Annotated in this window: 21 protein-coding genes and 2 tRNA genes; 9 read left to right on the top strand and 14 right to left on the bottom strand. The window is 61.5% G+C overall.

What is annotated here, in order from left to right:
* Window positions 1-42 precede the first annotated feature (42 nt).
* The 4 genes from M1E12_RS06530 to M1E12_RS06545 all read right to left on the bottom strand — a co-directional run bounded on the left by M1E12_RS06530 (window position 43) and on the right by M1E12_RS06545 (window position 3,530).
* Complete coding sequence (locus tag M1E12_RS06530; RefSeq protein WP_479564119.1) at window positions 43-2,031, bottom strand: bifunctional 2',3'-cyclic-nucleotide 2'-phosphodiesterase/3'-nucleotidase; 1,989 nt, start codon at window positions 2,029-2,031, stop codon at window positions 43-45.
* Window positions 2,032-2,135: 104 nt separating this feature from the next.
* The gene (locus tag M1E12_RS06535) at window positions 2,136-2,474 is read right to left on the bottom strand and encodes a PilZ domain-containing protein (RefSeq protein WP_479564120.1); all 339 of its coding nucleotides are present in this window, start codon (window positions 2,472-2,474) and stop codon (window positions 2,136-2,138) included.
* 167 nt (window positions 2,475-2,641) lie between these two features.
* Window positions 2,642-2,977 (bottom strand): PilZ domain-containing protein, encoded by a 336-nt coding sequence (locus tag M1E12_RS06540; protein ID WP_136542859.1) that lies wholly within the window; start codon window positions 2,975-2,977, stop codon window positions 2,642-2,644.
* A 91-nt stretch (window positions 2,978-3,068) separates the two neighbouring features.
* Window positions 3,069-3,530, bottom strand: coding sequence for an Lrp/AsnC family transcriptional regulator (locus M1E12_RS06545; RefSeq protein WP_113461753.1), 462 nt, complete (start codon window positions 3,528-3,530; stop codon window positions 3,069-3,071).
* Between the two features lie 159 nt (window positions 3,531-3,689).
* Here M1E12_RS06545 and ald point away from each other — a divergent pair, with 159 nt between their 5' ends.
* Window positions 3,690-4,808, top strand: a complete 1,119-nt coding sequence (gene ald / locus M1E12_RS06550; RefSeq protein WP_136542858.1) for an alanine dehydrogenase — start codon at window positions 3,690-3,692, stop codon at window positions 4,806-4,808.
* Window positions 4,809-4,918: 110 nt separating this feature from the next.
* Here the strand turns inward: ald and M1E12_RS06555 are convergent, their stop codons facing one another.
* From M1E12_RS06555 to M1E12_RS06565, 3 genes are all read right to left on the bottom strand, one after another.
* On the bottom strand, window positions 4,919-6,016 hold the full coding sequence (locus tag M1E12_RS06555; RefSeq protein ID WP_479564121.1) for a catalase family protein: 1,098 nt from the start codon (window positions 6,014-6,016) through the stop codon (window positions 4,919-4,921).
* 82 nt (window positions 6,017-6,098) lie between these two features.
* Window positions 6,099-7,049 (bottom strand): DMT family transporter, encoded by a 951-nt coding sequence (locus M1E12_RS06560; protein WP_479564122.1) that lies wholly within the window; start codon window positions 7,047-7,049, stop codon window positions 6,099-6,101.
* Window positions 7,046-7,549 carry a DUF1203 domain-containing protein gene (locus tag M1E12_RS06565; protein ID WP_479564123.1) on the bottom strand — a complete coding sequence of 168 codons (504 nt, stop codon included), beginning with the start codon at window positions 7,547-7,549 and terminating at the stop codon, window positions 7,046-7,048. Before M1E12_RS06565 ends, M1E12_RS06560 begins: the two co-directional genes overlap by 4 nt.
* A gap of 162 nt (window positions 7,550-7,711) precedes the next feature.
* On the opposite strand from M1E12_RS06565, the gene M1E12_RS06570 reads away from it, so the two are divergent.
* Window positions 7,712-8,641 carry a DUF4344 domain-containing metallopeptidase gene (locus tag M1E12_RS06570; RefSeq protein ID WP_479564124.1) on the top strand — a complete coding sequence of 310 codons (930 nt, stop codon included), beginning with the start codon at window positions 7,712-7,714 and terminating at the stop codon, window positions 8,639-8,641.
* 3 nt (window positions 8,642-8,644) lie between these two features.
* Here M1E12_RS06570 and sseA read toward each other — a convergent pair whose 3' ends face one another.
* The 7 genes from sseA to M1E12_RS06605 all read right to left on the bottom strand — a co-directional run bounded on the left by sseA (window position 8,645) and on the right by M1E12_RS06605 (window position 15,364).
* Window positions 8,645-10,069: a 3-mercaptopyruvate sulfurtransferase gene (sseA, locus tag M1E12_RS06575; RefSeq protein WP_479564125.1), complete on the bottom strand. Its 1,425-nt coding sequence runs from the start codon at window positions 10,067-10,069 to the stop codon at window positions 8,645-8,647.
* Window positions 10,070-10,090: 21 nt separating this feature from the next.
* Window positions 10,091-10,828: an alanyl-tRNA editing protein gene (locus tag M1E12_RS06580; RefSeq protein ID WP_479564126.1), complete on the bottom strand. Its 738-nt coding sequence runs from the start codon at window positions 10,826-10,828 to the stop codon at window positions 10,091-10,093.
* 19 nt (window positions 10,829-10,847) lie between these two features.
* Window positions 10,848-11,885, bottom strand: a complete 1,038-nt coding sequence (locus tag M1E12_RS06585; RefSeq protein ID WP_310238529.1) for a cysteine synthase A — start codon at window positions 11,883-11,885, stop codon at window positions 10,848-10,850.
* Between the two features lie 251 nt (window positions 11,886-12,136).
* Window positions 12,137-13,213 (bottom strand): hypothetical protein, encoded by a 1,077-nt coding sequence (locus M1E12_RS06590; protein WP_479564127.1) that lies wholly within the window; start codon window positions 13,211-13,213, stop codon window positions 12,137-12,139.
* A 134-nt stretch (window positions 13,214-13,347) separates the two neighbouring features.
* Entirely contained in the window at window positions 13,348-14,796 is a 1,449-nt protein-coding gene (locus M1E12_RS06595) for a cryptochrome/photolyase family protein (RefSeq protein WP_479564128.1), read from the bottom strand.
* 106 nt (window positions 14,797-14,902) lie between these two features.
* Window positions 14,903-15,130 carry a hypothetical protein gene (locus tag M1E12_RS06600; RefSeq protein WP_136540439.1) on the bottom strand — a complete coding sequence of 76 codons (228 nt, stop codon included), beginning with the start codon at window positions 15,128-15,130 and terminating at the stop codon, window positions 14,903-14,905.
* 159 nt (window positions 15,131-15,289) lie between these two features.
* Window positions 15,290-15,364: transfer RNA gene (locus M1E12_RS06605), tRNA-Asn, on the bottom strand.
* A gap of 164 nt (window positions 15,365-15,528) precedes the next feature.
* On the opposite strand from M1E12_RS06605, the gene M1E12_RS06610 reads away from it, so the two are divergent.
* The 7 genes from M1E12_RS06610 to M1E12_RS06640 all read left to right on the top strand — a co-directional run bounded on the left by M1E12_RS06610 (window position 15,529) and on the right by M1E12_RS06640 (window position 21,883).
* On the top strand, window positions 15,529-15,810 hold the full coding sequence (locus M1E12_RS06610) for a hypothetical protein (RefSeq protein ID WP_136540441.1): 282 nt from the start codon (window positions 15,529-15,531) through the stop codon (window positions 15,808-15,810).
* 165 nt (window positions 15,811-15,975) lie between these two features.
* The gene (locus M1E12_RS06615) at window positions 15,976-16,200 is read left to right on the top strand and encodes a hypothetical protein (protein WP_479564129.1); all 225 of its coding nucleotides are present in this window, start codon (window positions 15,976-15,978) and stop codon (window positions 16,198-16,200) included.
* A 126-nt stretch (window positions 16,201-16,326) separates the two neighbouring features.
* Window positions 16,327-16,400, top strand: a tRNA-Cys gene (locus tag M1E12_RS06620).
* 190 nt (window positions 16,401-16,590) lie between these two features.
* Window positions 16,591-16,917, top strand: a complete 327-nt coding sequence (locus tag M1E12_RS06625; protein WP_310238548.1) for a hypothetical protein — start codon at window positions 16,591-16,593, stop codon at window positions 16,915-16,917.
* A gap of 143 nt (window positions 16,918-17,060) precedes the next feature.
* The gene (locus tag M1E12_RS06630; RefSeq protein WP_479564130.1) at window positions 17,061-17,732 is read left to right on the top strand and encodes a protein-L-isoaspartate O-methyltransferase family protein; all 672 of its coding nucleotides are present in this window, start codon (window positions 17,061-17,063) and stop codon (window positions 17,730-17,732) included.
* A gap of 191 nt (window positions 17,733-17,923) precedes the next feature.
* A complete protein-coding gene (locus tag M1E12_RS06635; RefSeq protein WP_479564131.1) occupies window positions 17,924-18,838 on the top strand; it encodes a PopZ family protein in 915 nt (304 codons plus the stop codon).
* Window positions 18,839-18,952: 114 nt separating this feature from the next.
* The gene (locus tag M1E12_RS06640) at window positions 18,953-21,883 is read left to right on the top strand and encodes a valine--tRNA ligase (RefSeq protein WP_479564132.1); all 2,931 of its coding nucleotides are present in this window, start codon (window positions 18,953-18,955) and stop codon (window positions 21,881-21,883) included.
* Window positions 21,884-22,115: the final 232 nt, after the last annotated feature.

Here is a 22,115-nt window from a genome sequence, read left to right on the forward strand (position 1 = left end):
ACTGCTTGAATCGACTCCTCGCTTTTATGTCTCCGCCCCTGATCAGATCGTCAGGCGGAACTTGGCAAAACCATCCGCACCGTCGCCGGCATCTTCGATTTCAGCGCCCTTGAAGTCGGCGAGGAAGTCGCGCGCTTTCGGCCCGGTCTCGAAGGTGACGGTGGTGTCGCCGATCGGGGCGAAGGACCAGTTGCCGTCGGCCGACGGATTGATGGTGCCCTGGTCGACGATGTAGCGCACGATGATGTCGCGGTTGGTGTCGGGGCCGACGAAGATCACCTTGTCGGAGGCGATCTCCGGGAATTTTCCGCCGCCCCCGGCGCGGTAGTTGTTCGTCGCGACCGCAAAACTCTGGCCCGGATCGATTGGCTTGCCCTCGAACTGCAGGTTGACAATGCGGCTCGATTCCGGATGCACGACAACGCCGTCCTTGTCGTAGCGGGCGGGCCTGGTGAGGTCGATCTGATAGGTCACGCCGTCGATGACATCGTAGTTGTAGGACGGGAAGTCCGGATTGATCAGGGGAGCGTCCTTCGCGCCCTTCTCGATCTGGTTGAAGATTCCGGCCGACATTTCGAGCCAGTTCTTCACCTGCTCGCCGGTGATCGCGACTGCCTGGATGGTGTTCGGATAGAGATAGAGATCGGCGACATTCTTGATCGCGATATCGCCGGCCGGCACGTCGGTGAAATAGTCCGCGCCGCCACGACCGCCAGCCTTGAACGGTGCGGCGGCAGACAGGACGGGCAGGTCCTTGTGCGGCCCATCCTTCAGCATTTGCTTGATGTACCAGGACTGGGCGATGGACACGATCTGGATCGAGGGATCATCGGCCACCAGAGCGAAATAGGAGTAGAGCGGCGCCGAACTCTTGCCGACGGGCGTGCGCACATAGTCGAGCGTCGCCTGGTGCTCGGTCGCGACCGATGAGACGACTTCGGGCTTGTCCTTGGTGTCGGCGACGATCTTGCGGTTGTCGTCGCGGTGGTAGATCGGCCGCGCCTCACAGGTGAAGTCGACGATTTTCCAGCTTGAGCCGTCCTTTTCGAGGAGCAGATCGATCAGGCCCATATGCGAGCCCCAGAAGCCGGCCATGACGGCGGGTTTGCCGAGCAGCGTGCCCTTGACGGCATCCGCACCGGGAACGTCCTCGAAATCCTTCGGGCCGGGAAAGACAAGATGCTGGTGGCCGGTGAAGATCGCGTCGATGCCTTCGACGCCGGCGAGATAGAGCGAGGCGTTTTCCATGCCTTCGCTCTCGCCGTGTCCGTCGATGCCGGAATGGGAAAGCGCAATCACGATATCGGCGCCGTCTTCCTTCATCTGCGGCACCCAGGCGCGCGCCGCCTGGAGGATGTCGCGCGTCATCGCCTTGCCCTCGAGGTTCTTCGCGTCCCAGAGCATGATCTGCGGCGGCACGAAGCCGATGAAGCCGACCTTAACAGGGCTCGTGGCACCCGAACCGTCGCGGATCTGCTTTTCGATGATGTGGTAGGGCTTGAAGTAGAGCGGGTCCTGCTTGGGGTCGGAGGCGAGCTGGCCCTTGGTCAGGTTGGCGCAGACGAAGGGAAACTGAGCGCCGGCCAGCGTGTTGAACATGAAGTCCAGGCCATAGTTGAACTCGTGATTGCCGAGCGTGCCGCAATCATAGCCGAGCACGTTCATCGCCTTGATCACCGGGTGTACGTCGCCCGGCTTCATGCCCTTCTGATAGGCCATGTAGTCGCCCATCGGATTGCCCTGCAGGAAGTCGCCATTGTCGATCAGCATCGAATTGCCTGCCTCGGCACGGATCGCGTCGATCAGGCTCGCCGTGCGCGCCAGCCCCATCGTGTCGTTCGGCTTGTCGGCATAATAGTCGTACGGCATCACATTGACGTGGATGTCGGTGGTTTCCATCAACCTCAGATGCGCCTGGTTGCCATTCGCGCGGGCGGCGAAGGGGTGGAGCGTGACAAGGGCTGCCGAAGCGGCGACGCCGCTGAGGAAGGAACGGCGGGAGATGGGATGAAGATCAAGCAAAGACGGCATGGGGGCCTCACGGTCAACTGGTGCTGAAAGCGACGGAGGTTAAGTCGCTTTTGGAATGCTTGCACCTGTAAAATGACAGGGGTGAGACGTTGCCGTGGCTCTATCTAGCTCGGCACCAGGTTGCGCGGATCGCGATGGAAGTTGCGGAAATAGGCGGTGATCTGCGCCACCGCATTGGTGGTCTGCTCGAATTCGAGGCCCATCTTGCCCGCCCTGTACCAGCGGACGGTGCATTCGATATGGCCGAGTTCGGCACAGCTGACGGTGACGGTCGCCCCGCGTTTGGCTTCGATCCAGCCTTCGAGTTGAAGAGCCATGCCGGTTCTGGAAATGTCGAGAATACGGATGTTGAGCTTCTGGCCGATGAATTCGAGCGTTCCGCGGATGTGACAGCGGATGCGTTGGCTCCGGCGACCGTCCGGATTGAGTTTGGCAGCAAGCATAAAATTGCGCTCCGTCAAATGGATTGAAAGAAACGCAGAAAACCTCGGCCACACGCCTTAACGGCATCTGGCCAAGGTCATTAGAATGCGAGCCATCTCCTCAGGAGATTTTAGGTGTTTTGCCCGATATCCGGGGTGTTTACCGTTAACTGCCGGCCTCGGGCGCCTCAGCCACGCAGGACCGGGCGGACTTCCTGATGGAAGTTGCGGAAATAGGCGGCGACCTTCGCAATCGAGTTGCTGTTCGGCTTGAACATGATGCCGATGCGCCCGCCATAGTTCCAGCGGACCACGCCTTCGAGCAGGCCGATATCGTCATTCTCAATAACGACGGGGCTCCCGGCGGCCGCCTGCAGTTTCGAGGCGAGCTCGAGTGCCAGACCGCTGCGGGAAATATTGATCACGCGTCCGTCCGCCTCCTGCTTGAAATAGCGCACCTTGCTGTCGATGCGGCAGCGGCTGCGCGGAGCCTTTCGAACATCCATTCCGAGATTATTGCTCATGATGTCGTCCTGATGAAAACAATGGGACGAGCTTAAGGAGGATCTGTAAGAACGGTCTAAAACAAATCATTAGGATTTTTACGAATCCCGATCAAAGACCCACATTGGGGCGCTCGATGACTTCGCGCAGCGCAAAGCTCGAATTGATCTTCACGACATGGGGAAGTGCCGAGAGCCAGTCGCGGTGGATGCGCTCGTAGTCTTCGAGGTCCTTGGCGGCGACCCTGAGGATGTAGTCGTACTCGCCGGACATCAGGTAGCAGACGAGGACATTGGGACAGCGCTTCACCGCGGCTTCGAACTCGGTCAGCGTTTTCGCAAACTGGCCGCTCAGCGAGATATGGACGATGACCATCATCTTGTAGTCGATCGCCTTGTGAGAAAGCCGCGCGTGATAGCCGCTGATGACGCCCGATTTTTCCAGCATGTCGTGCCGCCGCGAGCAGGCGGACGGCGAGAGCCCGACCTTCTCGGCAAGCTCCGCATTGGTCATGCGGCCATTCTCCTGAAGCGCCTTCAGAATGGCACGATCGATGGCATCCAGTTCCGCCATTCGAAGAATTCTCCGTCTGATGAGGCGATGACGCAATAAGCTGCGAAATCTGTGCCGCTCGAACCCTCAGTTTGCAAGGACATTTTGCAGCGCCAATGGTTCAATTTCCGTATCTGAAACAAAGCGGCTGCGGCTGCGAATAAAAGAGAGGAACGCTTGATGCGTGTCGGTTGCCCGAAGGAAATCAAGAACCATGAATATCGTGTCGGCCTGACCCCCGGTGCGGTGCGTGAGTATGTGGCCCATGGCCATGATGTCCTGATCGAAACGGGTGCGGGTGCCGGCATCGGCGCCGATGACCACGCCTATATCGCCGCTGGCGCGAAGATCGCTGCCTCGGCCAAGGACGTATTCGAAAAGTCCGACATGATCGTCAAGGTCAAGGAGCCACAGCCCTCCGAGTGGGTGCAGCTGCGCGAAGGCCAGATCCTTTATACCTATCTCCACCTCGCGCCCGATCCGGACCAGACCAAGGGTCTGATCGAGTCCGGCGTCACCGCCGTTGCCTATGAGACCGTCACCGACGAACGCGGCGGCCTGCCGCTCCTGGCGCCGATGTCGGAAGTGGCCGGCCGTCTCGCCATCCAGGCCGGTGCGACGGCGCTGCAGAAGGCCCATGGCGGCCGCGGCATCCTGCTCGGCGGCGTTCCCGGCGTGCTCCCGGCCAAGGTCACCGTGATCGGTGGCGGCGTCGTTGGTCTCCACGCCGCCAAGATGGCCGTCGGCCTCGGCGCTGACGTGACCATTCTCGACCGCTCGCTGCCGCGTCTGCGCCAGCTCGACGATATCTTCCACGGCCGCGTTCACACGGTCTATTCGACGATCGATGCGCTGGAACAGGAAGTCTTCTCGGCCGATCTCGTTATCGGCGCCGTCCTCATTCCCGGCGCGGCTGCGCCGAAGCTCGTCACCCGCGAAATGCTGTCCGGCATGAAGAAGGGCGCTGTCGTCGTCGACGTCGCGATCGACCAGGGCGGTTGCTTCGAGACCTCGCATGCCACGACCCATTCCGATCCGACCTATGTGGTGGACGGCGTCGTGCACTACTGCGTCGCCAATATGCCGGGTGCCGTTCCGATCACCTCGGCCCATGCGCTCAACAATGCAACGCTGGTTCATGGTCTGGCGCTCGCCGACCGGGGTCTGCGCGCGATCGCCGAAGACCGTCACCTGCGCAATGGTCTGAACGTCCACAAGGGCCGGATCACCAACAAGCCGGTTGCGGAAGCGCTCGGATATCCGGCACACGCCCCGGAAGCCGTACTCAACGTGGCGTAAGGCGACACTCTCCGGTCGCCTCACGTTGCGTCAGGTCCGCATCGTATCGTGTAACGCGGCCATCTGGGCCGGCCATCCCATCGGCCGGCCCAGTTTTTTTTGGCCTGTGATCATGGCAGGTCGGGGCGGCTTTTCGGCTCGTGCATCGGACAGCCGATAAGCGCGCTGCGTTTGGCGGCGGCGACGGGATAAACTTCCTTGCGGGCGCGCATGACATTGCCGAGCGGCCGGTGGTGCTCGACCCCGCGCCAGGGGCGGAAGGTCAGCCCGTCATCGACGGCCCTGGAACGGCCTTCCGACCAGCCGGTCTGTGGGCCAACGCTGATCGTCGCAATCTCCAGATAGGGGCTCTCTTCCTCGGGCCAGACGACGGAGGCGTCCTCGATCGGCTGTGTTTCGAGGTTGCGACAGAGCTGCGCACGCAGGGTCCATTCGCCGCCCTCCCGGGCCATGACTTCGGCAACGGCCTCGCGCAGGACGTCGGGACCTTCCGACAGGTCGATCCGGTCGTCGATGAGGCGCTTGAAGCTCTCGGACCGCGGGATGACATCGAGCTTGGCGACGTAATCCCCGAAGCGCAAAGGCACCTGGGTGTAATAGTGCTCGCCGAGCGGGTGGGTTTCAGGATAGCCGCCCATCGCCTTCAGTGCGCCGGCATCCGCACCCATCGCTTCAAGCCCCTTGACGATCGGGCGCAGGATCCAGCTGAGCGCACTCTTTGCCCATTCGACCCGGTCGGTGGTGCGGGCAATCAGCTTGAGGTTCTTGGCAAAGCCTGCTGCATCCGGTGCGGCAAAGGCCGGTGCCGAGGCAAACAGGAAGTCCTGCGTCACATCGCCTTCGCTGCCCGGCAGACGGTCGCCATCGACGCCGAAGAGCTTGATTGCAAAGCCGCGGGGCAGGGAGACGCTGTCGCGCAAGGGATCACCCGGAATAGTGGAGATGCGGATGATTGCCGGATACGAACGGCCAGGCGTCTGGAAGATGCCCTGGGCGAGCTCTGCGGGCAGGGCGTCATGCACGGTCACCGTGGCTTCGAGCAGAGCGTGGCTCTTGGCATGCACGCTGCGCTGGGCGTGCCCCAGGTCCTCATGCGTCTTGCCGATGATGTAAAGCATGCTCTCCTTGATGTCCTCGATCGCCTCCTGTTCGTCGGCGGTCGGTTTCTCAAGGTTGGCATGATAGCGGATCGGCGGGTTGGGCTGCATCGAGGGCTCCGTTCTCTCTAGACAAGCGAACGGAACGCAGTGCCGGTGACCGAGGTTCCTCCCGGCGCCGGATGTCGTCGCGTCAGCCCCGCTCGCCGCGCGCAAGCGCATGGGTCGCGAGGCGTCGCACACGAAGCCATACTCGACCGTCGATCAGGGCGAGCCCGAGAAGGATGATCGCCATGCCGGCAAAGTCCTCCGGGGCGAGGCGTTCACCGAGAAAGACGGCACCGAGCATGATGGCGCTGACGGGGATCAGGAAGGTCACCAGCATGATATTGGTGGCACCGGCGCTCGCCAGGATCCGGAAGAAAATGACATAGGCAAGCGCTGTGGAGATGAGCGCGATGGCGATCACCGCGGCAATGGTGGCCGCACCGGGCGCCGCAAGCGTCCACGGGCGATCGACGGCCATGGCGAAGATCAGCATGACCGCGCTCGATGCCGTGAGCTGGCCGCAGGCAGTCACAATAGGGCTCAGCCCCCAGAGGCGGAACCTTCTGCCATAGACACCGGCGAAAGCGTAGGAGAGGGCAGCGCCGAGGATTGCGACCTGGGCAAGCACATCCTGGCCGAGGCGCGACAGCGAGGAGGGTCCGATCATGACGGCAACGCCGGCAAAGCCCACCAGCACGCCGGCAAGCCGATTGCCCGTCATCTTCTCGTCGCGTGTCAAAAGATGCGCCACGACAACGCCGAAGAGCGGCGTCGTGGCATTGAGGATCGAGGCGAGGCCGCTCTCGATATGGGTCTGCGCCCAGACGATGAGGCTGAAGGGCAGGATGTTGTTCAAGAGCCCCATGCCGAGAAAGCCGAGCCAGATCCTCGAGGATGTCGGCATAGGGTGTCCCGAAAGCCGCACCACGGCATGCAGGGCAAGCGCTGCCAGACCGACACGGGCCGCAACGATCGTGAGCGGTGGCAATTCCTTGACGGCAACGCCGGTGAAGAAGAAAGACCCGCCCCAGATCACGGAGAGGATGAGGAGCAGACCCCATTCGGTGGCGGTCATGGAGGGGCGGGCGGGCGTCATGCGTGTCTCCGGCTATCGCTCGACGCGGTCTCGGTCCGCTCGATTCGGCATTGATAGCAGTTGTTGCGCGCCGAGCGGACATGCAGATAGGCGATGTGCGGATCGGCGAGCAGGTCCAATGCCCGCGTGACAATGGCCGAAGTCGGCACGACGCCGCCGCTGCCATAGACGATGCGGTCGTCGGCGCCATAGCCGCGCACGATATAGTCGGGGCTTTCCAGCATCGGCGGCAGGACCTCGCTTGCCGCGTAGCGCGGGCAAGAATCGGCATGCAGAAAGATCGGTCCTGTCTCGGCATAGGGCTGGAGCGCGGGGAAGGGGCGGTAGGCCAGCGTCAGATAGGCCTCGCCTTCGGCGATCTCGCCGAGGCAGTGGCGGCAGGGATAGCCGCCGGGAGACAGGCGCCGCTCGGGAGAAAGACCATAGGCGTCGGGCGCGCCCAGACGATAGGCGGCGGCCTCTTCCGATGGCATGGCGAGAAAGCGCAGGGCGGATGTCATGAGCGCCTCGTGGTGACGGTTGAGATGTCCGAGCCTCTGTCATCGGAGCCGCCGTCGCCACCCGATTCCTGCGTAAGCATTCGACGTCAGAAAAGGCGTTTTTCTCTCGCTTAACCTCTGCTGTAGATAATGCGGCGATCCAATATCGGGTGAGGGGCTCCCATGATGTCTACCAGGTCGGCTGCCGCGGCTTTGCTGGCGCTTTCCGCATGTCTGTTTCAACCTTCCATGCCCGCAGCTGCGGCCGAGCTGACCGAAGAGCAGATCGAGGAGGGGCAGAAATTCGTCGTCAACAATGCGATCTTCATCCTCTTCCACGAGGCCGGCCACATGCTGGTTTCGGAATTCAACCTGCCGGTTCTGGGGCGTGAGGAGGATGCGGTGGATGCGCTCTCCTCCGTGCTTCTGCTCGGGGCGGAGGACGAGGAGCTCTACACGACCATGCAGGACAGCGCCGATGGCTGGTTCCTGCTGGATGAGGCGAAGGAGGAAGGCCCGCAGGATGAGGACTTCATGGGCACGCATGGCCTCGACCGCCAGCGCGCCTTTGCGATCGTCTGCATGATGACCGGGGCCAATGCCGAGTTCTTCAAGGAGTTCGCCGACTCGCTCGACTTCCCCGAGGCGCGGCGCCAGGAATGCGTCTTCGAATACAAGAGGGCACGCGACAGCTGGATGAGCCTACTGGCGGCCAACATGAAGGACGGCGCCAAGACGAAGTTCGAGGTGACCTACGAACCGTCCGGCAACGAGGATCTGCAGGGTTTCGCCGACCTTCTGAAGAGCGCCAGCGTCCTGGAGACGATCGCGACCGTCTTCGGCGAAGGCTATAATCTGAAGGACGGGATCAAGATCACCGGTAAGTCCTGCGGCACGGAAAACGCCTTCTGGCATGCCGGAAACCGCGAGATCACCTATTGCTACGAGATGGCAGCCTTCCACGCCGGTCTGATTTCCAACTGGTTCGAGAACCAGACCGCGGGCGAAGAGGACACAGCCAATGACGAGGTCGCCGACGAGGATACGGCCGACGAGGGCGCATCCGCCGATCAGACGGGTGTGTCCGCTGTGAAGCTCAAGAAGAAGGACTGAGCCTCAGCCGTCGCGCTTGACGAGCGCCAGAAGCTCCTGGTCGGTCATGGGATCGACCAGAGCGTTGTAGGTTCCAACCGGCGAGAAGCCGAACTGCTGGTAGAGCTGCAGCGCGCGCGGATGATCGAGCGAATTGGTGGTGACGGTCACCGTCTTCGGATTGCTTGCCCAGGCGGCATAGAGACATTGCAGCAGGAACCACTTGCCGATGCCGAGGCCCAGCGCATGCTCGAAGAGGCCGAAATAGGAGAGCTCGACGAGGTCGTCGCTTTCCTGCGAGAGCTCATAGAAGCCGGCCGGCGCGCCATTCACATAGAGAACCGAGATCGACACCTTGTCGGCATGGATGATCGCCTTCAGCTGCTCGTCGGGCATGCGCAGGCGCTCATACCAGTGCCAGCGCGCACCGACCTGGCGATGCAGGAAGCGGTAGAAGGAGAGCGGGATCTCATGCGTGCGCATGATCGCGGTCTGGATATTGACCGGCACCGGCAGGCTGGACTTCGGCGGCGCCGTCATTTCTAGCCGCGTGACATGGGCCGTCAGCGGACCCGAGGTCTTGGAGCCGAGCGCTTCCGCCTGGCCGGTCACGATGGGCGTGTCCGTCTTCGAGCCCCATTCCGACCAGGAGCCGTCATAGAGCGAATTGTCGGTATGCCCCAGACTCTCGAGCGCCAGCGTCACCACGGCCGCCGTCACGCCCGAGCCACAGCTGGTGACAACGGGATTGTTGAGATCGATGCCGGCATCGGTGAAGATCGAGCGCAGCGTGGCGAGATCCTTCAGGCGACCGTTCTCCGACAGCGAGGCCGCAGGCACACTGCGCGCACCCGGCATATGGCCGGAGCGCATGCCGGCACGCGGTTCCGGTTCCTCGCCGGTGAAGCGACCGGCGGGCCGGGCATCGGCGATCTGCTTGTCGGCATTGTCGGCAATCGCAGACATCTGGTCGAAGGAGGTGATCTTCGCCCGGTCGAACTGCGCCTCGAAGGTGACGGGCGCCGGTTCCGGCAGATCCGTCTCGAGCCTGCGGCCCTCCGCCTTCCAGCCATCGATCCCGCCGTCGAGCACATAGACGCGGCGTGCACCCATGACACGGAACATCCACCAGACGCGCGGTGCGGAGAAAAAGCCCGGGCCGTCATAGACGACGATGGTGTCATCGGCGGAGATGCCGAGCTGGCCGACGGCCTGGGCGAAGAAGGACGGCGAGGGGAGCGAATGCGGCAGGCCGGTCGTGGTGTCGGCAATCACGTCCTGATCGAAGAAGACCGCACCCGGAATGTGGCCGGAGGCGTATTCGACGGCGCCGTTGCGGTTGTGTGCAGGCAGGTACCAGGAGGCATCGACAAGTTTGAATCCGGGCGCCCCGAGGTTCTTTTCGACCCAATCCGCCGAAACGACGAAACGGCTTCTTTCACCGGACATGCACTTCTCCCGTAACGTTCTTCAGGCAGAAGCGTCCGGGGCTCCAAAACGAATCCGGAACCGGCGGTTCTCCTTGCCCTTCTTTTCGATCTTGGCGATATGAATCGCACCGACCTCCTGGGTCTCCGAAACATGTGTGCCCCCGCAGGGCTGGCTGTCAACGGCGGAGTTCTCACCGATGCAGACAAGGCTAACGCGGCCGAGGCCGATCGGCGGGCGGACATTCTTCGACTTCACGATGCCGGGATTGGCCGCAAGCTCCTCGTCCGTAATCCACTGGAGCGTGATGGGGTGATTTTCGGTCACGAGCTTCATCAGGTCCGCAGTGACCTGATCCTTGTCGATCGTCTCCGACATATCGAAATCGACGCGGCTTTCGTCTTCGCCGACGGCAGCCCCGGTGATCGGATAGGAGCAGACGACAGAGAGCAGGTGGCAGGCGGTGTGCATGCGCATCAGCTTGTAGCGGCGCGCCCAGTCGACATGCAGCACGAGCTTTTCACCGACCAGGGGCAGGTGCTCACCCTCCGCCGGCCGGTGCAGGATCATATCCTTGGTTGCGCCGTGGCGGGTCTCGGCGAGCGCAATCCGGCTGCCGTCCTCTCGCTCGAAGAAGCCGGTATCGCCCGGCTGGCCGCCGGAGGCGGCATAGAAGCAGGTCTGGTCGAGTTCGACCGCGCCATCCTCATGCACCGCCGTCACCACCGCCTCCGCCGTCGAGAGATAGAAATCGTCGCGATAGAGGGCGATGGTGGTCATGGGGGGGCTTTCAGTAATGTCAGGCCGTCTCGAACGGCAGGTCGAATTCGCTGCGCTTTTCGAGCCAGGTCGGAACCGGCAGGTTCTTCGAGCGCAGGAAGTCCGGGTTGAAGAGCTTCGACTGGTAGCGGTTGCCATAGTCGCAGAGGATCGTCACGATCGTATGGCCCGGACCGAGCTCCTTCGCAAGACGGATCGCGCCGGCAATGTTGATCCCGGAGGAGCCGCCGAGGCAGAGGCCCTCGTTTTCGACGAGGTCGAAGACGATGTCGAGCGCTTCGGAATCGGGGATCTGATAGGCGAAGTCGGGCTTGAAGCCCTCGAGGTTCGCCGTGATGCGGCCCTGGCCGATGCCCTCGGTGATCGAGGATCCCGAGGATTTGAGCTCGCCGCTTTTATAGTATTCGTAGAGGGCCGCGCCTTCCGGATCTGCAATGCCGATCTTGACGCCCGGCTTGCGGTTTCGCAGACCGATTCCGGTGCCAGCCAGCGTGCCGCCCGAGCCGACGGCGCAGATGAAGCCATCGACCGCACCGCCGGTCTCATCGAAGATTTCCTTCGCCGTCGTCTCGATATGGGCGTCACGGTTGACGGTGTTGTCGAACTGGTTGGCCCAGATCGCTCCATTCGGCTCGCTCTTCGCAAGCTGGGCGGCGAGACGGCCGGAGATCTTCACGTAGTTGTTCGGGTTCTTGTAGGGCACGGCCGGCACTTCGACGAGCTCGGCGCCGAGCAGCTTCAGCGCGTCCTTCTTTTCCTGGCTCTGGGTCTCCGGGATCACGATCACGGTGCGATAGCCAAGCGCCTTGGCCACCAGCGTCAGCCCGATGCCGGTATTGCCGGCCGTGCCCTCGACGATCACGCCACCGGGGCGAAGCAGCCCGCGCCGCTCGGCATCACGGATGATGAAGAGGGCTGCACGATCCTTCACCGACTGGCCGGGATTGAGGAACTCGGCTTTGCCGAGAATGGTGCAGCCGGTCGCCTGGGAGGCGCCTTTCAGCCGGATGAGGGGCGTATTGCCGATCGCTTCGAGAACCGAGGGATGAAATGCCATGATGTCTGCCTTTTCGCCTGACGCGGACACTAGAACCAAAAGCGCGGGGAAAAAAACCGGGGCACCTCGCAATTTTGTCCTTCTGGACAAGAATATGAAGGGCGAACGGTCAGCGCGGGATCGAACCGGTCTTTTCCGCCGGGAGCCGGCAATTGGCAAGGAATGGCTTTTCGCGGTGGGCCGAGGGGAGGGAAAATGCGTTCGGGGGCTCAAATCATTGCCGTCTGGAATGGCGCGGAGTGGCCAAAGCATCAGTCCGTGAGTACACGAAAATAGTTTGCCAAGAGCTCGCCGCTTTTGCACGATTCAAAGTGGTGGTTGTTCAGGAAATATCCGTCGGCGGTATGCATGTCTTCTTCAAGGCGCCGCAGGATCACTTGCAAGTTAGGAGCTGATAGGCCCATTGAGGTGCCGTAAGCATTTTTAGACCGATTGCAATGATCAATCTTCATCAACTGCATGTTCATCGCTCCAAACGAAAAACCGAGATAAACGACCTGCTCGGCTTCCGCGATTAATTCCTTCATCGCGTCCGGTACTGTGTCGTCCTCAACCTGCTCGGTAAAAGTTCGAATGTTTTCTGCAATCTCAATCAGTGGGGATGCTCCCGGGTCGGCTCCATATGGCACCGAGATCATCTTTTTGCCTTGCCAAGGTAGCTGACCTATCTGACCATACGGGTGAATGATGGTCATACTTCTCACCAACCTCTGCGCGTCAGTGTCGGCGATGCGGAAATAGTTTTGCAGCCAGATCGATATGTAGTGCTCAATGCAGCGATCGTAGTTGAAGGTAATGAAGGCCACATTATCAAAGACACGATCGAGGGATTCTCGGCGTATTCCTTCTGTCAACATCTTGCAAAATATATTGTGCCAACAGTCCGAAGATCTTTTGAAATCATGCTTAGTCGACGAGTGTTCATTTGTGAAAAGTATGGATTTTCGCTCCGCTTCAAGAATGCTTGCGGCGATCCCTAGCTTGCCCATCCGTACAATGCGCTCATCCGAATAATGAGTGTGAAGATAGTTGTCGATTGAAAGCGCTTGAGGCATTGCTGCGGCTATGGAACGCCCTGCCGTCCAATACGGATTTCCGTCATGCTCGTTAATCCCCTGCATGTATCGTTTCACGGCGTGATAGATGTTCACGTCTCCAGAACTAAGGTCATATCTGCCTTGAAAGCCAATGTTTAACTTGGTCGCAATCTTGCCCTTCAATTCGTCGCCGATGGGCAGCCCAAGCTCTTTGCTCCCGCCCGCACCTACCACAAAGACTGTTTTCCTACTGAACACACCTAATCCCCTTCGCCAGTAATCGATGTTCAATCACAGGAGGCAATGCTCGGTGGATTCTATTTCTGCTAATAGCTAGGTCAACGGCCGACGGGCAGTTTTGAATCTCTTTATTAGCTTATGTATAGGAGAATCATCGGGACGCAACGAATGCTGACCCGCGCCACTCACTCCGCCTTCAACCCCTGAAACGCCGAGAGCGCCGCATCCCGCGCCTTGCCATGATCGACGATCGGTAGCGGGTAGGTCTTGCCCAGGCTAACGCCGGCGTCCTTCAGAACCGCGAAGGGGGCTTCGAAGGGCTTGTGGATGAATTTGGCTGGCATGTCCTTGAGTTCGGGCACGAAGCGGCGGACGTAAGCGCCTTCCGGATCGAACTTCTCGCCCTGGGTGATCGGGTTGAAGATGCGGAAGAAGGGGGCGGCGTCGGCGCCGGAGCCGGCGACCCATTGCCAGCTGGCGGCATTCGAAGCCGGGTCGGCATCGACGAGCGTATCGCGGAACCAGCGCTCGCCTTCGCGCCAGTCGATCAACAGGTCCTTGATCAGGAAGGAAGCGACGATCATGCGCACGCGGTTGTGCATGAAGCCCGTCTGCCAAAGCTGGCGCATGCCGGCATCGACGATCGGATAGCCGGTCTGGCCGCGCTGCCATTTTTCCAGAAGATCCGGGGCGTCATGCCAGGGAAAACCGTCGAACTTGCCGTTCCAGTTGGCGACGGAAAGATCCGGGAAATGGAAGAGGAGATGATAGGAGAAGTCGCGCCAGACCAGTTCCTTGCGGAAGTGAATGACGTCTTCGGAGGAGTAGCTGTCGTCCAGGCCGCGGGTGGCGTTCCAGACTAAGGCGGGAGAGATTTCGCCATGGGCAAGATGGGGCGAAAGCATCGAGACATGCGGCTCGGCCGGAAAGTCGCGCCGGTTTCGATAGCCGTTGAGGCCGGTTTTTACGAAGTCGGAGAGACGCTTCTTTGCGCCCGCTTCCCCCGGCGTCCACACGGGCTCAAATCCCTTCGCCCAGTTCGGCCGGGTCGGTAGAAGGTGCCAGTCCCCAAGCGCCTCGCTTTGCGGCCAATTCTGAGGTGTCGCAACCGATGTCGGTGCCGGGATCGGCTCGGGCGGTTCGCCGGAGCCATCAAGCGCCTTCCAGAAGGGCGTATAGACGCGGAAATGTCCGCCGGCGCCTGTCTTCAGCTTGGTTGGCTCGTGCAGGATCTGGCCGGCGAATGTCCGGACCTCTATCCCATCGGCGATCAGTTTCGCCTTCAGCGCCTTGTCGATCGCAATGCCCGGCGGATCATAGCGCCGGTTCCAGAAGATGGCCGAGGCCCTGGTCTCGGCGATCAGCTCGCTCAAGACCCGCTCGGCGGGACCACTGCGCAGGATAAGACGCGATCCGAGGGCTTCCAGCGACTTGCCGAAAGCCGCGAGCGAATGATTGAGCCACCAGGCCTGTGCCGCGCCCAGTGGGCCCGTGCCGGCCTCTTCCGGTTCGCGGATATGAAGAGGCAGGATGCGAAAGCCTTCGTCTGCCGCGGTCGCAAGGGCCGCGTGGTCGGAAAGCCTGAGATCCTTGCGGAACCAGAGGATGAGCGTCTTGGCGGAGGTCTGGGGCATGCACTGTCTTCTACGTTGGCTTTATGGGCCCTACGAAGGACAACCGCGAAGGGATCACGTCGTGTTCACGATTTCGCGGTGAAGGGCAACTTGCTCGGGGTCCGCCTTAGGCGGCGGAGCGACCGGGGGCGGCGCGGCGGGTCTGCTCGGCCCGGATCATGCCCATGATCTGCTGCGCATTTTCGCGCACATAGAGCCGGTGCAGCTTCTCGGCGACGGGAGCGGTCGTCAGCAGGCAGGTATAGCCTTCGCGCTCATACCAGCGGAAGTCCACCACATTGTCCATGTTGACGTAGAAGGGAAATCCGTCCCCATCGTGAAGCTCGAGCCACATCGGCCGTCCTCCTTGCATGCCTGTCCGTTGCAGGAGGAGATAGCAGGCAAAGGTGAAGAGGGGGTTTCGACGTCGCTACCCGATCTATCAGTGACGGATGTACATGGCTGAAAAAGCAAAAGGCCCGCGGCTGTGTTCAGCGCGGGCCTTGGAATGAGATGGCTCCCCGGGCCGGATTCGAACCGGCGACCTGTCGATTAACAGTCGAATGCTCTACCGCTGAGCTACCAGGGAACAGCCGCTTGCCGCGGTGTGAGCGGGGTAATACTGATGCTCGCTCCGTTTGCCAAGCGGTTTTTCAAAAAAAATGTCATCACCTTGTTTTTAAGTGTGGGCTCACCATCTGAAGAAGCGCTGACAGGGGCGGGAAATCCCCTGAATTTCGTGGAGTTTTCAAGATGCCCGACCGCCGTTATCGCCTCGATCATGCGCGCGGGCGGCTCGTGCTGGGCGGGCTGGAAATCCCCGTACCCCGCTCGCGAACCGGTCGAATCGTGACCGGCTCGGCCCTTGTGGGCGGCGGTATCCTCGGCTTCCTGCCGATCCTCGGCTTCTGGATGATCCCGCTCGGGCTCATCGTCTTGTCGCATGATCTGCCCGCCGTTCGCCGGCGCCGCCGGCGCATGACCGTCTGGTGGAGCCGCCGCCAGGCCGCAAAGCGCAACGAGCGCCAGGATTAAGAGCCAGCGGCCGCCAAATGGCCGGCACATGTCATAGTGAAATGACCCTCCGCCAACCCTCCCGTAGTCTGGACAGACTGAGTCGCGATCAAAAACGAACCAGGGGGCGTTACGTTCCCGGAAAGGCGACACAAAATGATCCAACCGGTCCAGGCGGAGAGTTCCTTGATTCTGACGCCGAAAGACTTCCTCATCATCGACCTTGCCATGCAGGCAGCAGAGCCGATCAGGATCGGCCGGCCCGACGATGGCCATAGAGAAGCCGTGGGCAAGGCCGTCATCCGGCTTTATACCGCCGGCATGACCGATCCCACCCGCCTTGCCGATGCCGCCAGCACCATGGCTGCAACGCGCCTCCTCGACCGCCGACGTGGACAGCATGCAGGCTGACGAGGGGCTGCGGCGAGGGGTGTTTCGGCATCTACAGCGGCGCCGTGAATTTCGATGAATTTCCCCTTGCGCTCACTCTCGATCCGTTCTAAATGCCGCCCACCACACGCACTTTTATACCCGGATGGCCTCGTGGCGGAGTGGTGACGCAGAGGACTGCAAATCCTTGTACCCCGGTTCAATTCCGGGCGAGGCCTCCATCCGAACCTACCCATATCCTGACATTATCTATTTGCCGGCGTTCAGGCCTTGGCGCCCACCGGTGTCCATCGGCCATCTTTGCGCCGATCCCGCGGCTTTGGTCGTTCTGCCCGATCTTGGCCGATGCCGGTGATTGCGCGGAAAGGTGCGCTCTCGCATGAGCAGGTCTCCCACAACAGGAGCACGCCCATGCGCAACGCAGTCTCTCTTCTGATGGCTGGCCTGATCGGTCTCGCCGCATCCTCCGCTTATGCCGACAATCTCTCGTTTACGCTCGAGAACCAGACGCCCAACATGATCGTGCAGTTTTATGCGACGCCGGCCGATGGCGGCACGCGGTCCGAGCTTCTGAAGAAGAAGGGGCTTTACGGCGGCAAGTCGCGCCAGCTGACGATCGCTGACGGCAGCGATGCCTGCGTCTACAAAATCCGCGCCGTCTTCGAGAATGACAGTTTCTATGACGTCCGGGACGAGGTCGATTTCTGTGAGAACGACACCTATACGCTGGCAGACTGACGCGACCTGCAGCGCGGCTGCGTCACTTCGCAGCCGCGAGATTCTCGTGTGCGAGGCTTCGAGCGGCTTGAAAGCGCATCTGGCTGCAATTAAAGACGGGTGTGAATAGCCGCTATGGCCGGTCGATACGGGGCGCGAACGCAATGATGGATTACGCAGCAGCACGCACCAAGATGGTGGACAATCAGATCAGGACGACGGACGTCACGTCCCATTCCGTTCTGAATGCCTTTCTGTCGGTGCCGCGCGAGGCTTTCGTTTCGGCGGAAATGAAGCCGCTCGCCTATATCGACGAGGACATGCTGATCGCGCCGGCCGCGAACGGCAATCCGCCCCGCTACATCATGGAGCCATCGCCGCTTGCCAAGCTGCTGCAGCTTGCGGCGATCACCAAGGATGATCTGGTGCTGGAGATCGGCTGCGGCGCCGGATATTCGGCAGCCCTTCTTTCGCTGCTTGCCGGTTCTGTGGTTGCGACCGAAAGCGACGAGGCGCTGGTGACGAAGTCCACCGAGACCCTTTCGGAACTGGGTTACGACAACGTCGCGGTGGTCTCTGCAAAGCTCGAGGACGGTTATGCCGCCGAAGCACCCTACGACGTGATCTTCGTCAACGGTGCCGTCGAGGCGCTGCCGGATACGATCCTGTCGCAGCTGCGCGAAGGTGGTCGCCTTGTTGCCGTTGTCGGTTACGGCAATTCGGCGCGCGCCCGTCTTTATGTCAAGAACGGCGGCATCACCTCCTATACCGAGTATTTCAACGCAGCGGTGAAGCCGCTGCCGGGCTTCCGCAAGGCGGCCGAATTCGTTTTCTGAGCGCTAGCGCCATTGGAATGTTGAAGGCCCGCTTCGTGCGGGCCTTTTCGTATCCGCACAACAAAGCTGTGCATCACGGCAATTCCTTAGGAAGGCGTGATTTTTTTCGGCAACCGCGTATCCTAGGGTGAGCGCGAATCGGCCCGGCCACATTGAGCCGGTCGATAGTTCTGAGGACAACGGGGATTAGTATGGCTCAGCCAAGCGTAGCGCGTGAACCGTCCATGGAAGAGATCCTGGCATCCATCCGCCGGATCATCGAAAGCAACGATCCTGTGAATGGCGCAAGCCAGCCGCAGGATCTGTCTCAGCTTTCCGACGACGACGGTGAAGCCGACAGAGGCTATGACGGCGGTGATTTCGTTGCCGCCAACGATGCCGCACCGTCTTTCCCCGTCTTCCAGCGTGAGATGCCGCAGGCGGAAGCCACGCCGCGCCGTGAGATGCCGCAGGCTGAGGCCGAGGAAATGCCGAAGAGCGTCTCGCTTGCGGACCTCGCCGCCCGTGTCCGCTCGGCCTCCGAGCGCATGGAGCGTCCGGTCCAGACCCCGATGCCGCAGGACGCCGCGCCGATCGAGCGTCGCGAACCCGTGTCCGAGACCCGGGCCCCGGAAGCCCCCTCGATGAGCGCCCGCCTCGCGGAATTCCGCCAGCCGGAATTGCGCGCCGCGCAGCCCGCCGAAGCCCAGATGCCGCCATCGCTGCGTCCTCCAGTCGATACACCGCGTCCCGTCTTCGCAGAACCCGAAGCGCCTCTAGCGCGCATCGCCTCCGTCGAGGTTCGCGTCGAGCCGAAAGCCCCGACCGTCGAGATGAGTGCCGATGAGCCGATGGAGACGGAAGATTTCCAGATGAATGATGGACAGAATACGGGTGGTCGCGACCTGACGGCCCTGGTTTCCGCCGCAACGGTGGAGCAGGTCTCTCGCTCCTTCTCCGAACTTGCCGCCGCCTTCGACGGCAGCGAGCGCCGTTCGCTCGACGAGATGGCCGAAGAGATGCTGCGTCCGATGCTCAAGGACTGGCTCGACGACAACCTGCCGACGCTGGTGGAGCGCCTCGTGCGGGAGGAAATCGAACGCGTCGCCCGCGGCCCGCGACGCTGACCGAACTCCCTGAGGGGATCATGGGCCGCTCGCAAGAGCGGCCTTTTTTATTGACTCGTCTTGGGCTGTCCTATTTACAACCCAACATCCAGAACTCGAAAATCCGGTCGGAAAATGCTCGAAAAGACCTATGATTCAGCCGCCGTCGAACCGAAGATCGCGAAAGCCTGGGAGGAGGCGGATGCCTTCCGCGCCGGCGCCAACGCGAAGCCGGGTGAGGATACCTTCACCATCGTGATCCCGCCGCCGAACGTGACCGGTTCGCTGCATATGGGCCACGCGCTGAACAACACGCTGCAGGACATCATGGTCCGCTTCGAGCGCATGCGCGGCAAGGACGTGCTGTGGCAGCCGGGCATGGACCACGCCGGCATCGCCACCCAGATGGTCGTCGAGCGCAAGCTTGCCGAAAACGGCCAGAACCTATCGCGCCGCGACATGGGCCGTGAGGCCTTCATCGACAAGGTTTGGGAGTGGAAGGAAGAATCGGGCGGCCTGATCTTCAACCAGCTGAAACGCCTCGGCGCCTCCTGCGACTGGTCGCGCGAACGCTTCACCATGGACGAGGGCTTGTCCAAGGCCGTGCTCGAAGTCTTCGTCACGCTCTACAAGGAAGGCCTGATCTATCGCGGCAAGCGGCTGGTCAACTGGGACCCGAAGTTCGAGACCGCGATTTCCGACCTCGAGGTCGAGAACAAGGAAGTTGAAGGCCATATGTGGCACTTCAAGTATCCGCTCGCAGGCGGCGAGACCTACACCTATGTCGAGAAGGACGAGGACGGCAACGTCACCTTCCAGGAGGAGCGCAACTACATCTCGATCGCGACCACGCGCCCCGAGACCATGCTCGGCGACGGCGCGGTTGCCGTTCATCCCTCGGATGAGCGCTATGCGCCGATCGTCGGTAAGCTCTGCGAGATCCCGGTCGGGCCGAAGGAGCATCGCCGCCTGATCCCGATCATCACGGACGAATATCCGGATCCGAAATTCGGCTCTGGCGCGGTCAAGATCACCGGCGCACATGATTTCAACGACTACCAGGTCGCCCGCCGCAACAAGATCCCGCTTTATCGCCTGATGGACACCCAGGCGAAGATGCGTGACGACGGCGAGGATTACGCCGTTTATGCAGCGCGCGCTCTGGAGATTGCCAAGACCGGCCATCTGCCGAACGAAGCCGAGGTCGACGACATCAACCTCGTTCCCGACGAGTATCGTGGTCTCGACCGCTATGAGGCCCGCAAGCGCATCATCGATGCGATCAATGCCGAAGGCCTCGCCGTCACGGTGAAGGACGCGGAAGGCAATGATGTGCCCTTCGTCGAGAACAAGAAGATCATGCAGCCCTTCGGCGACCGCTCCGGCGTTGTCATCGAGCCGATGCTGACCGACCAGTGGTTTGCCGATGCGAAGACACTGGCCGAACCCGCGATTGCTTCCGTTCGCGAAGGCCGCACCAACTTCGTCCCGAAGAACTGGGAAAAGACCTACTTCGAATGGATGGAAAACATCGAGCCCTGGTGCATCTCGCGCCAGCTCTGGTGGGGCCATCAGATCCCGGCCTGGTATGGTCCGGATGGTCAGGTCTTCGTCGAAAAGACCGAGGAAGAGGCACTCGATGCTGCCGTCCAGCATTACCTCGCCCATGAGGGACCGTGGAAGGCCTGGGTTCAGGAGAAGCTCGAGAATTTCGCACCCGGCGAGATCCTGACCCGCGACGAGGACGTGCTCGACACCTGGTTCTCCTCCGCGCTGTGGCCCTTCTCGACGCTCGGCTGGCCGGACAACACGCCGGAGCTGGCGAAGTATTACCAGACCGACGTTCTCGTCACCGGCTTCGACATCATCTTCTTCTGGGTCGCCCGCATGATGATGATGGGCCTGCACTTCATGAAGGACGAGGACGGCAATCCGGTCGAGCCCTTCCACACGGTCTATGTACATGCGCTGGTTCGCGACAAGAACGGCCAGAAGATGTCGAAGTCGAAGGGCAATGTCATCGACCCGCTGGAGCTGATCGACGAATACGGCGCAGACGCGCTGCGCTTTACGTTGGCGATCATGGCCGCCCAGGGCCGCGACGTGAAGCTCGATCCGGCCCGCATCGCCGGCTACCGCAACTTCGGCACCAAGCTCTGGAACGCCACACGTTTTGCCGAGATGAACGGTGTGAAGGCGGATCCGGCCTTCCTGCCGGAGACGACGTCGCTTGCGATCAACCGCTGGATCCTGACCGAACTTGCCCGCACGGAAGCCGAGGTTACAGAAGCGATCGAAGGCTATCGCTTCAATGACGCCGCCGGCAGCCTCTATCGCTTTGTCTGGAACCAGTTCTGCGACTGGTATCTGGAGCTCCTAAAGCCCGTCTTCATGGGCGAGGACGAGGCGGCGAAGAAGGAAGCGCAGGCCTGCGCGGCCTATGTGCTGGAGCAGATTTACAAGCTGCTCCATCCCTTCATGCCCTTCATGACGGAAGAGCTCTGGGCACATACGGCGGGCGAGGGCGCTTCACGCGACACCCTGCTCTGCCATGCGGACTGGCCGGCCCCGGAATTCTCCGACGAGAATTCTGCCGCCGACATCAACTGGCTGATCGACCTCGTCACCGGCATTCGCTCGGCCCGTTCGGAAATGAACGTGCCGCCCGGCGCAACGGCCCCGCTGGTTGTTGTCGGGGCCAATGGCGTGACCCAGGAGCGGCTGATCCGCCATGATGCCGCGATCAAGCGCCTGGCACGCGTCGAGGCGATTTCGGTCGCCGACGTCGCGCCGAAGGGGGCGGCACAGATCGTCGTCGGCGAGGCAACTGCCTGCCTGCCCTTGGGCGCGCTGATCGATCTCTCGGCTGAAAAGGCACGCATCGAAAAGGCGATCGCCAAGGTGGACCAGGAGATGGCCCGCATCGCCGGCAAGCTGAACAACGAGAAGTTCGTTGCCAACGCGAACCCTGAGGTGGTCGCTGCCGAGCGGGAGCGTTACCAGGAGCTCGAGGTGCAGAAGGCGAGCCTCGAAACGGCGTTGAAACGGGTTCTGGAGGCCGGTTAAGCGCTGATTGCTTGAGAAATGATTTTCTAAGGGCCGGATCCGAGATCTGGCCCTTTGTTATTGCGCTGCAGCATGGTCGACGCCGCTGCTCAGGGGAGCATTGTAACGATTCCGGGCGATAACTAGCCAATGCGTAGGCAGGCGGCGCCGACAACACCCTGAGGTGGTGAAAAATCAACCATGTCGCCGGATGGCCATGGCTGTGGCATGCGCGCAACGCATGGCTGAATTG

Source organism: Rhizobium sp. K33 (genome assembly GCF_056501445.1).

What these genes read in the sequence shown, in the direction of transcription:
- M1E12_RS06530 (WP_479564119.1), bottom strand. Translation starts at nt 2,031, where the DNA reads ATGCCGTCTTTGCTTGATCTTCATCCCATCTCCCGCCGTTCCTTCCTC.
- M1E12_RS06535 (WP_479564120.1), bottom strand. Translation starts at nt 2,474, where the DNA reads ATGCTTGCTGCCAAACTCAATCCGGACGGTCGCCGGAGCCAACGCATC.
- M1E12_RS06540 (WP_136542859.1), bottom strand. Translation starts at nt 2,977, where the DNA reads ATGAGCAATAATCTCGGAATGGATGTTCGAAAGGCTCCGCGCAGCCGC.
- M1E12_RS06545 (WP_113461753.1), bottom strand. Translation starts at nt 3,530, where the DNA reads ATGGCGGAACTGGATGCCATCGATCGTGCCATTCTGAAGGCGCTTCAG.
- ald (WP_136542858.1), top strand. Translation starts at nt 3,690, where the DNA reads ATGCGTGTCGGTTGCCCGAAGGAAATCAAGAACCATGAATATCGTGTC.
- M1E12_RS06555 (WP_479564121.1), bottom strand. Translation starts at nt 6,016, where the DNA reads ATGCAGCCCAACCCGCCGATCCGCTATCATGCCAACCTTGAGAAACCG.
- M1E12_RS06560 (WP_479564122.1), bottom strand. Translation starts at nt 7,049, where the DNA reads ATGACGCCCGCCCGCCCCTCCATGACCGCCACCGAATGGGGTCTGCTC.
- M1E12_RS06565 (WP_479564123.1), bottom strand. Translation starts at nt 7,549, where the DNA reads ATGACATCCGCCCTGCGCTTTCTCGCCATGCCATCGGAAGAGGCCGCC.
- M1E12_RS06570 (WP_479564124.1), top strand. Translation starts at nt 7,712, where the DNA reads ATGATGTCTACCAGGTCGGCTGCCGCGGCTTTGCTGGCGCTTTCCGCA.
- sseA (WP_479564125.1), bottom strand. Translation starts at nt 10,069, where the DNA reads ATGTCCGGTGAAAGAAGCCGTTTCGTCGTTTCGGCGGATTGGGTCGAA.
- M1E12_RS06580 (WP_479564126.1), bottom strand. Translation starts at nt 10,828, where the DNA reads ATGACCACCATCGCCCTCTATCGCGACGATTTCTATCTCTCGACGGCG.
- M1E12_RS06585 (WP_310238529.1), bottom strand. Translation starts at nt 11,885, where the DNA reads ATGGCATTTCATCCCTCGGTTCTCGAAGCGATCGGCAATACGCCCCTC.
- M1E12_RS06595 (WP_479564128.1), bottom strand. Translation starts at nt 14,796, where the DNA reads ATGCCCCAGACCTCCGCCAAGACGCTCATCCTCTGGTTCCGCAAGGAT.
- M1E12_RS06600 (WP_136540439.1), bottom strand. Translation starts at nt 15,130, where the DNA reads ATGTGGCTCGAGCTTCACGATGGGGACGGATTTCCCTTCTACGTCAAC.
- M1E12_RS06610 (WP_136540441.1), top strand. Translation starts at nt 15,529, where the DNA reads ATGCCCGACCGCCGTTATCGCCTCGATCATGCGCGCGGGCGGCTCGTG.
- M1E12_RS06625 (WP_310238548.1), top strand. Translation starts at nt 16,591, where the DNA reads ATGCGCAACGCAGTCTCTCTTCTGATGGCTGGCCTGATCGGTCTCGCC.
- M1E12_RS06630 (WP_479564130.1), top strand. Translation starts at nt 17,061, where the DNA reads ATGATGGATTACGCAGCAGCACGCACCAAGATGGTGGACAATCAGATC.
- M1E12_RS06635 (WP_479564131.1), top strand. Translation starts at nt 17,924, where the DNA reads ATGGCTCAGCCAAGCGTAGCGCGTGAACCGTCCATGGAAGAGATCCTG.
- M1E12_RS06640 (WP_479564132.1), top strand. Translation starts at nt 18,953, where the DNA reads ATGCTCGAAAAGACCTATGATTCAGCCGCCGTCGAACCGAAGATCGCG.